This is a genomic window from uncultured Thiodictyon sp. (genome assembly GCF_903828115.1).
In the GTDB taxonomy this organism is placed as follows: Bacteria; Pseudomonadota; Gammaproteobacteria; order Chromatiales; family Chromatiaceae; genus Thiodictyon.
In genome coordinates this window covers 1-7,248 of sequence record NZ_CAIKKU010000309.1, presented here as the reverse complement: position 1 = coordinate 7,248, position 7,248 = coordinate 1, and the positions used below count along the sequence as shown (strand labels likewise).

Below are 7,248 nucleotides of genomic sequence, written 5' to 3'. Positions count from 1 at the left end.
GTCTTCGCCGTGGTGAGTAGGCAAGTTCTCATAGAGTCGCGCTTTTCTACCGTGATTTGTGCGCCGGTATACACATCATTCCACGGCCTAAGCACTCAGGTGTTGGTCGGCGTAGAGGAAGGCCTGAAACACCGGCCTTGATCGTAATCCCGGCCAGCGGAGTGCGTAGTCAGGGCTTCCAGCCCTGACGGTGTCAGGCCAAGATGGCCTGACTACGCACCCGCCGAGCCCAAGTGGCCGGAATCTTGATCGAGGCTGAAACACCCGTCCAGCATCCACTGCGACGATCTTGTGAGCTTACCAAAGGTCGTCCTTACGGACTATGTCGGGACTCTCTCAAGACAGAAGCTTAACAAACTTGCACAGGCGCTTGCCGCGGCTCTCGAGATAGGAGCCTAACTCAAAAGCGAGGCGCGCCACGAGCGTTTTCTCCGGCGCTGCCATGAAGAGCCTAACGACCGATAGGAGGCATAATGCGCGCTAACCCGAACAGTTACGACATAGACGTGATAGCTTGGGCTAACGAGCAGGCTCGACTGCTTCGGGCCGGGCGTTTCGATGCCCTGGATATCGAGCATATCGCCGATGAGATCGAAGACGTGGGCAAGAGCGAAAAACGCGAATTGGCGAGCCGCATGGCGGTCCTCCTGGCACACATGCTGAAGTGGCAGTATCAGCCAGGAGGAAGGGGCAATAGTTGGCAGCGAACCATCAAAGAGCAACGTAATCGAGTCGGGCTCTGTATTGATCAGACACCGAGCTTGAAAGCAGAGTTGAGGCATTCCTTTTGGTGGTCTGACGTGTGGTCTGATGCGGTTGCCAAAGCATCGGAAGAAACCGGGTTAGGTGAGTTCCCGGAATCCTGTCCCTGGACTTTCGATCAAATCATGAATCCGAAGTTTTGGCCTGTGTTGCCAGACTGATTCAGGGGTCAGGTCTTGAGGGAAAAGGAGGGAAAAGTGCTCCCTTATCCGCTCCGCTCGATCCGAACCACCTAGCGAGCCCGTCGCCCATGAACGAGCCGATCGACACACTGCGTCTGGACCTGAGGACTGGGCTGTCGGAGATCTACGGTCCCCGGCTCAAGGGGCTGTTTTTGTTCGGCTCCTACGCTCGGGGCCAGGCCCAGCCAGAATCCGACCTGGACCTGCTGGTGGTACTGGATCGGATCGACCGCTATGGTGCGGAGATCGACCGCACCGGTCATCTGGCCTCGCGCTTGTCGTTGGAGTACGGGATTACGATCAGCCGGGTCTTCGTCTCTGCGCTGGATTGGAAGGAGCGGACAACCCCATTCTTGGTCAATGCGCGCGCCGAGGCCGTCGCGGCATGACCGAAGACAGCGCCAAGCCCAGCGATCGTTTCGGGCCTCTGGAGGCTTGATCGACCCGCGCCGCCCGGGCGGTCAAGCCGTCGGCGCGATCCTCAGGCGGCCTGCGCGGGAATGGACTCGCCGGTGCGCACAATGTGATTGCACTCGTCCAGATAGACCAGGCTGGGTCTGAAGACCCGCGCCTCGGCCTCGCTCATGCCGGCATAGGCACAGATGATGACCCGATCCCCCGGGGCCGCCTTGTGCGCGGCCGCGCCGTTGACCGAGATCACCCGTGAGCCCGCCTGGGCGCGGATGGCGTAGGTGGTGAAGCGCTCACCATTGGTTACGTTATAGATCTGGATCTGCTCGTACTCGCGGATCCCGGAGCGCCGCAGCAATTCCTCGTCGATGGCGCAGGAGCCCTCGTAGTCCACCTCGGCATGCGTCACGCAAGCACGGTGCAGCTTGCACTTCAACAAGGTCAGTTGCATCAGGTCAATCCTCTAAATGGCCGCTTGGGCCTGGGGTCGCTCGGGTCTGGGAAACCTCGAGAAAACCCGTGTGATTTTGGTTGGTTGCGGATTCTAGCGCAGACATTGCTGCGCTGCATCAAGGATTTTGTTGTTGTTGCGGGCCGCCGCCGATCAGCCGGCCGGACGGCTGACGCGCAGGTTGTCGATCAACCGCGCCCGCCCGAGATAGGCCGCTGCCAGGACCACCAGTTCGCGGTCTGCCGCCGTCGGGTCGCCCAGGTCCGCGGCCCGGCGCACGCTCACATAATCGGGTCGCAACCCGGCCACGGCAAGGGCCGCGGCGGCCTCGGTCTCGACCTGGGGCACCGGCAGTCCCGCCGCCAGCGCCCGGGCGGCGACGCTCAGGGCGCGGTAGAGTGCCGGTGCCTGGGCCCGCTCGCCGCTGGTCAGATAGCCATTGCGCGAACTCATCGCCAACCCATCCGGCTCACGGACGGTGGGGACCCCGATGACCTCGACCGGCATGGCCAGGTCGGCGGCCATCCGGCGGATGATGAGGAGTTGCTGGAAGTCCTTTTCCCCGAACAGGGCGAGATCCGGCTGGACCATGTTGAAGAGCTTGCACACCACCGTCGCCACGCCGATGAAGTGCCCCGGGCGGCTGGCCCCGCACAGGATGTCGGAGACCCCCGGCACCTCTACCCGCGTCTGGGTCTGCTGTCCAGCGGGGTACATGGTCGCGACCGTCGGGGCGAACAGCAGGTCGCAGCCGGCCGCGGCGAGACCCGCCTGGTCCTGCTCCGGGGTGCGGGGATAGGCGGCCAGGTCCTCGGTGGGGCCGAATTGCAGTGGATTGACGAAGATAGTCGCCACCACCCGCGGGGCCAGCCGCCGCGCCTCGCGCACCAGGGTGAGGTGTCCCTCATGGAGGTTCCCCATGGTGGGCACGCAGCCGATGCGCTCGCCGGCCGCGCGCCAGGTGCGGACCTGGCCGCGCAGCCCGTTGAGATCTTCGACGATATGCATCTTGATTCCTCGGTAAGGGTGCGATCAGAACTGATGTATTAACGCACGTTTCGTATAGTAGTGATCGCGTACCCTACAGCTACCGGACGTTCTCACGGACCGGGCGTCGTTGTCGTTGTCGTTGTCGTAATCGTGGTCGGATTATTCGATTACGACAACGACAGCGTACTCGGGATCTCGGTCACCACATCAGTTCTGATCGCACCCCTCGGTAAGGCTGGCCCGGTATAAGGGGCCTTGTCAGTAAGCGGTTTCCGCCGGACCGGGGAAACTCCCATCCCTGACCGCCGCGACGTAAGCGGCCAGGGCCGCGGGCACCGAGTCGCGGCCGGCCAGGAAGTCACGGCTGAAGCGCGGGGGCCGCCCGCGGTTGAGGCCCAGCATGTCGTAGACGACCAGCACCTGGCCGTCGCACCCGGCCCCGGCGCCGATGCCGATGACCGGGATCCGCAATGACCGGCTGATCTGCTGGGCCAGGGCCGCCGGTACGCATTCCAGTACCAGCAGACTGGCGCCGGCCTCCTGGAGTGCCAGGGCGTCGCGCGCTATGGTCTCGGCGGAGTCCGCATCGCGCCCCTGAAACCGGTAGCCGCCGATGAGGTTGACCGATTGGGGCATCAGCCCCAGGTGGCCGCAGACCGGTACGCCCTGTGTCGTCAGGCACCGCACCGTCTCCAGCACGCCGGCCCCACCCTCCAGTTTGACCACCTGGGCACCGCCCTCCTGCATCAGACGGGCGGCACCGACGAGTGCCCGCTCGGGGGTGGCGCCGACCAGGAATGGGAAGTCGGCGATCAACAGCGCGCGACTGCGCCCGCGGGCGACGCAGGCGCAGTGATAGGCCATCTGATCGAGCGTGACCGGCACCGTGGTCTCATGCCCCTGCACGACCATGCCGAGTGAGTCGCCCACCAGCATCACGTCCACCCCGGCGGCCTCCAGCAGCCGCGCGAAACTGGCGTCGTAACAGGTCAGGCAGGTGATACGCTCGCCCCGGGCCTTCATGGCGGCGAGGGTCGCGACTGAGATCGGCGCGGCGGACATGGATACTCCGGAAGTTGGTGAACGCAAAGAGACGATTTGTCCGCAAATGAACGCAAATAAGATAGGGACCTGGTGGATCAGGGCTTTGATCATCCTTCCGGCCAGTAGCGGTCCGTCCGCAATCGGAGGTCGAGGCTTTAGCCGGTGGCGGTTGGCGACATATCCAAGAGCAATCAGTGGCGCCTGCACGCTGGACCGGCTAACGGTCATGGCACCCGCGCCACCCCGGAACCTGAAAGTCCTCTCGACCGCTAGCTCGATGGCCAGCGTGCGGGGCGGCGTAGTCAGGGCTTCCAGCCCTGACTGTTCCAGCCCCGACACCGTCAGGCCAGGATGGCCTGACTACGCACTTTCGCGGTAAAGCCGCTCCCACAGCGTCGCTGCGCGACTTTCACGGTAAGATGCCGCTGTCCGTGCGGATGGACGAGGCCGCGGATTCGGGGCAGCATAAGCCTTACCCGCAACCCGAACGAGCGACTGACATGCAGACCTTCACCTTTGATTGCGACCTCGATGCCCAGCGCGGCGTGGTGTTGCGCCTGCCGTCCAGCGTGTTACCTGGCCGACATCGGTTGGCGGTCATCGTGGACCCACCCGACGCGGTCGGGGCGCGGACCGCCGGCCCAGCGATCACTCCGATCGACGAAGGCGCTGCACCACGCACTGACCTGTGGCGTCGACTGGAGTCTCTGCGTGCCCAGGCTATCGACGCGGGGGAACTCCTGCCGCCCATGGCTTGGGATGCCGTGCTGGCGGAGGCAGAGCGACGCCGGGGCGAGCACGATGACTAGGCGACGCACCTATCGGGACGCCAATGCCCTGGTCGCCGCCTGGAACGGCGACGACGAGTCACCGCGGTGCTGAATGATCGGCATCGCTGCGCTCTGCCCATCCTACAGGTCCGGTGCGGAGCGGGTCCAAACTCCGTGGTGCCTGCGCCGCCCCGGAACGCACAATAGCGGCGGCGGGCCCGTGCCCCGTCGATGAAACCCCGGTGAACGCGGTCGCCAACCATCAGAGGTCACAGCCGATGTCAAGCTGGAATATCAGGGTCCTGCGTAAGGCCGGTGCCGACGCCGATGAGGTGTCTTATCAGATCCACGAGGTCTTCTATGACGAGGATGGCAGCATCCAAAGCTGGACCCTCGCGCCGGTTACCGTCTACGGCGAGACGCTTGCGGAGCTGCGCGAGGAGATCCGCCATTTTCTCCATGCCTGCCGCCGGCCGGTGCTCGAAGAGCGGGAGGTCGACGGTCGTCCGGTCCTGGTCGCGGACGACGGCGATGACCCGATCAATCCCGGGCACTATTTCGAGTTCATGGATCGTGCGTCGGTGGCCACGGATTATGTCTATCAATTCCTTGGCAGTCACCCCTTGATCAAGAAGGAACCAAGCCTTTGCGCCCTCTATGACAAGGCCGAGGCCGCCCTTGCCGAGCTGTATCAGGAGGCCGGTAGATTGGAGTATGATCGAAATGCCGACTAGCAGCAAACCAGTACCCCCGCTTGGTCCGTCGCCTGATGGGCGACCGATCGGTCTGCATGGGGGGCAGGAAGGGATACTCGCGGCGCTCCGCGACTTCAAACGGGATCGCGGGGACGCGCTCGGCATCCTTGCGCTCGGCGTCTTCGGGTCCTTTGCGCGTGGGAGCGCAACAGCGGCCAGTGATCTCGATGTCTATGTCCGGACCACGACGCCGAATCCCTATCTCTTGGTCCATATCAAGGACGACCTTGAGTGCCGCGTGCATCGCAAGGTCGATATCGTGCGGCTGCGTGAGCGAATGAATCCCTCGCTCAAGGCGCGTATCGAACGGGAGGGTATCGATGTATGACTGGCGGCAAGTTGTTTGCAAGCTATCCGCAAATCGATTGGAAAGGCGTCATGGGTTTCCGTGATGTGATTGCCCACCGGTATTTCGATATCGATGCCGAGCAGGTGTGGTGGATATGCGTCCATGAGGTCGCCCCGTTGTCCGCCGCGATTCGCGCGATGATTGACGATCTTGAATCGTAAACCTCAGTCATAGACCTGAAGCCCTTAGGGTTTGTGCCGGACGGTGTTGGGGCCAGACAGCCTGGTCTGGCCCGCCCGGGCTTTCAGGTGCTTTGCTGGAGGTCCCGGAGAAACCCGATGATCCGCTCCTCCAGCCAATACTCCGGCCGCCAGGGCCGACTGCCGGCGACGAAGCCGACATGCCCCCCGTGCGCGCTGAGATCCAGCGTGATGCCGGGGCCGAGCTCGTGCTCGAAGGGGACCGTGGCCGGGAACATGAAGGGGTCGTCGCGGGCGTGGATGATCAGGGTCGGGGTGCTGATGGCGGGCAGGTAGCCGCGGCAACTGGCGCGGCTGTAATAGTCGAAGACACCGGTGAAGCCGCACAGGGGGGCGGTGACCTGGTCGTCGAACTCGTTGAAGCCGTGGATCGCGGCGATGTCGATGGACAGCGGGCAGGGGAGGGTGGCGAACTTGCTCCGGAAGGCGAGCTTGAGCCGGTCGACCAGGTAGGTCCGGTAGACGCGCGAGGCACCCTGATCCAGGCGCAGCATGGCGTCGCGCAGGACGAAGGGGGCTGACACCGCGATCCCGGCGCCGAGCAGGGGCGCGCGCGGGTCGCCGGGTGGGTGGCCGCCGCGTTCGCCCAGGTATTTAAGCAGCAGGTTAGCACCCAGGGAGAAGCCGATGGCGGCGAGCGGCGGGCCCGCGGGGTCGCGTGCCAGGTGGGTCAGGACCTCGTGCAGGTCCTCGCTGGCGCCGGAGTGGTAGCTGCGGGCCAGCCGGTTGGGCTCGCCGGAGCAGCCGCGCAGGTGCATGAAGACGGGGCAGTAGCCCGCCTGCGCCAAGACCTTAAGCAGGGTGCCGGCGTAGTGCGACTGGAGGTCCCCCTCCAGTCCGTGGATCACCAGGACGCGGGGCCCGCGGCCCGCGCCCAGGGCCAGGTCGATGAAGTCGCCGTCGGCCAGTTCGATGCGGCGGCGTGTGAGCGGCAGTTCGGGCCGGCGCCGCGCCAGGCTCGGCCAGACGGTCTGGAGGTGGGGTCCGGGCAGCCACCAGGCCGGGCGGAAACTGCTTGCGACGATGCGACCCATGGCGTTGGTTCCGGTGGTTGGTGTTTGGGGGCCTGTGGGAGCGGCTTTACCGTGAAAGTGCGTAGTCAGGCCATCCTGGCCTGACGGTGTCGGGGCTGGAACAGTCAGGGCTGGAAGCCCTGACTACGCCGCCCCGCACACTGGTCATCGAGCTAACGGTCGAGAGGACTTTCATGTTCCGGGGTGGCGCGGGTGCCATGACCGTTAGCCGCGGCGGGCCGCGCGGGGAACGCGGCATCGGCGTTCGCCGCGGCGCCGCATCGCGGCCGGAGGCCGCTCCCACAAGCTCCTTTCATGCCC

11 protein-coding genes are annotated in these 7,248 nt (G+C 64.7%); 7 read left to right on the top strand and 4 right to left on the bottom strand.

The window, feature by feature from the left end; genetic code table 11:
* Positions 1-255 precede the first annotated feature (255 nt).
* From QZY48_RS34775 to QZY48_RS11365, 3 genes are all read left to right on the top strand, one after another.
* On the top strand, positions 256-399 hold the full coding sequence (locus tag QZY48_RS34775) for a type II toxin-antitoxin system PemK/MazF family toxin (RefSeq protein WP_366929671.1): 144 nt from the start codon (positions 256-258) through the stop codon (positions 397-399).
* 74 nt (positions 400-473) lie between these two features.
* A complete protein-coding gene (locus tag QZY48_RS11370; RefSeq protein ID WP_295430970.1) occupies positions 474-923 on the top strand; it encodes a DUF29 domain-containing protein in 450 nt (149 codons plus the stop codon).
* A gap of 89 nt (positions 924-1,012) precedes the next feature.
* The gene (locus QZY48_RS11365) at positions 1,013-1,333 is read left to right on the top strand and encodes a nucleotidyltransferase family protein (protein ID WP_295430969.1); all 321 of its coding nucleotides are present in this window, start codon (positions 1,013-1,015) and stop codon (positions 1,331-1,333) included.
* 92 nt (positions 1,334-1,425) lie between these two features.
* Here the strand turns inward: QZY48_RS11365 and panD are convergent, their stop codons facing one another.
* The 3 genes from panD to panB form a co-directional block, all read right to left on the bottom strand.
* Entirely contained in the window at positions 1,426-1,806 is a 381-nt protein-coding gene (gene panD, locus QZY48_RS11360; protein ID WP_100920317.1) for an aspartate 1-decarboxylase, read from the bottom strand.
* A gap of 153 nt (positions 1,807-1,959) precedes the next feature.
* On the bottom strand, positions 1,960-2,814 hold the full coding sequence (panC, locus tag QZY48_RS11355) for a pantoate--beta-alanine ligase (protein WP_295430968.1): 855 nt from the start codon (positions 2,812-2,814) through the stop codon (positions 1,960-1,962).
* Between the two features lie 240 nt (positions 2,815-3,054).
* A complete protein-coding gene (panB, locus tag QZY48_RS11350) occupies positions 3,055-3,858 on the bottom strand; it encodes a 3-methyl-2-oxobutanoate hydroxymethyltransferase (protein WP_295430967.1) in 804 nt (267 codons plus the stop codon).
* 482 nt (positions 3,859-4,340) lie between these two features.
* On the opposite strand from panB, the gene QZY48_RS11345 reads away from it, so the two are divergent.
* The 4 genes from QZY48_RS11345 (at position 4,341) to QZY48_RS11330 (ending at position 5,875) form a co-directional block, all read left to right on the top strand.
* Positions 4,341-4,649, top strand: a complete 309-nt coding sequence (locus QZY48_RS11345; protein ID WP_295430966.1) for a hypothetical protein — start codon at positions 4,341-4,343, stop codon at positions 4,647-4,649.
* A 239-nt stretch (positions 4,650-4,888) separates the two neighbouring features.
* Positions 4,889-5,344: a hypothetical protein gene (locus tag QZY48_RS11340; RefSeq protein WP_295430965.1), complete on the top strand. Its 456-nt coding sequence runs from the start codon at positions 4,889-4,891 to the stop codon at positions 5,342-5,344.
* The gene (locus QZY48_RS11335) at positions 5,334-5,693 is read left to right on the top strand and encodes a nucleotidyltransferase family protein (RefSeq protein ID WP_295430964.1); all 360 of its coding nucleotides are present in this window, start codon (positions 5,334-5,336) and stop codon (positions 5,691-5,693) included. Before QZY48_RS11340 ends, QZY48_RS11335 begins: the two co-directional genes overlap by 11 nt.
* The gene (locus QZY48_RS11330; protein ID WP_295430963.1) at positions 5,690-5,875 is read left to right on the top strand and encodes a HepT-like ribonuclease domain-containing protein; all 186 of its coding nucleotides are present in this window, start codon (positions 5,690-5,692) and stop codon (positions 5,873-5,875) included. Before QZY48_RS11335 ends, QZY48_RS11330 begins: the two co-directional genes overlap by 4 nt.
* An 83-nt stretch (positions 5,876-5,958) precedes the next feature.
* Here the strand turns inward: QZY48_RS11330 and QZY48_RS11325 are convergent, their stop codons facing one another.
* The gene (locus QZY48_RS11325; RefSeq protein ID WP_295430962.1) at positions 5,959-6,948 is read right to left on the bottom strand and encodes a hydrolase; all 990 of its coding nucleotides are present in this window, start codon (positions 6,946-6,948) and stop codon (positions 5,959-5,961) included.
* Between the last annotated feature and the right edge of the window lie 300 nt (positions 6,949-7,248).

What these genes read in the sequence shown, in the direction of transcription:
- panC (WP_295430968.1), bottom strand. Translation starts at nt 2,814, where the DNA reads ATGCATATCGTCGAAGATCTCAACGGGCTGCGCGGCCAGGTCCGCACC.
- QZY48_RS11335 (WP_295430964.1), top strand. Translation starts at nt 5,334, where the DNA reads ATGCCGACTAGCAGCAAACCAGTACCCCCGCTTGGTCCGTCGCCTGAT.
- QZY48_RS11365 (WP_295430969.1), top strand. Translation starts at nt 1,013, where the DNA reads ATGAACGAGCCGATCGACACACTGCGTCTGGACCTGAGGACTGGGCTG.
- QZY48_RS11325 (WP_295430962.1), bottom strand. Translation starts at nt 6,948, where the DNA reads ATGGGTCGCATCGTCGCAAGCAGTTTCCGCCCGGCCTGGTGGCTGCCC.
- QZY48_RS11330 (WP_295430963.1), top strand. Translation starts at nt 5,690, where the DNA reads ATGACTGGCGGCAAGTTGTTTGCAAGCTATCCGCAAATCGATTGGAAA.
- QZY48_RS11345 (WP_295430966.1), top strand. Translation starts at nt 4,341, where the DNA reads ATGCAGACCTTCACCTTTGATTGCGACCTCGATGCCCAGCGCGGCGTG.
- panB (WP_295430967.1), bottom strand. Translation starts at nt 3,858, where the DNA reads ATGTCCGCCGCGCCGATCTCAGTCGCGACCCTCGCCGCCATGAAGGCC.
- QZY48_RS11370 (WP_295430970.1), top strand. Translation starts at nt 474, where the DNA reads ATGCGCGCTAACCCGAACAGTTACGACATAGACGTGATAGCTTGGGCT.
- QZY48_RS11340 (WP_295430965.1), top strand. Translation starts at nt 4,889, where the DNA reads ATGTCAAGCTGGAATATCAGGGTCCTGCGTAAGGCCGGTGCCGACGCC.
- panD (WP_100920317.1), bottom strand. Translation starts at nt 1,806, where the DNA reads ATGCAACTGACCTTGTTGAAGTGCAAGCTGCACCGTGCTTGCGTGACG.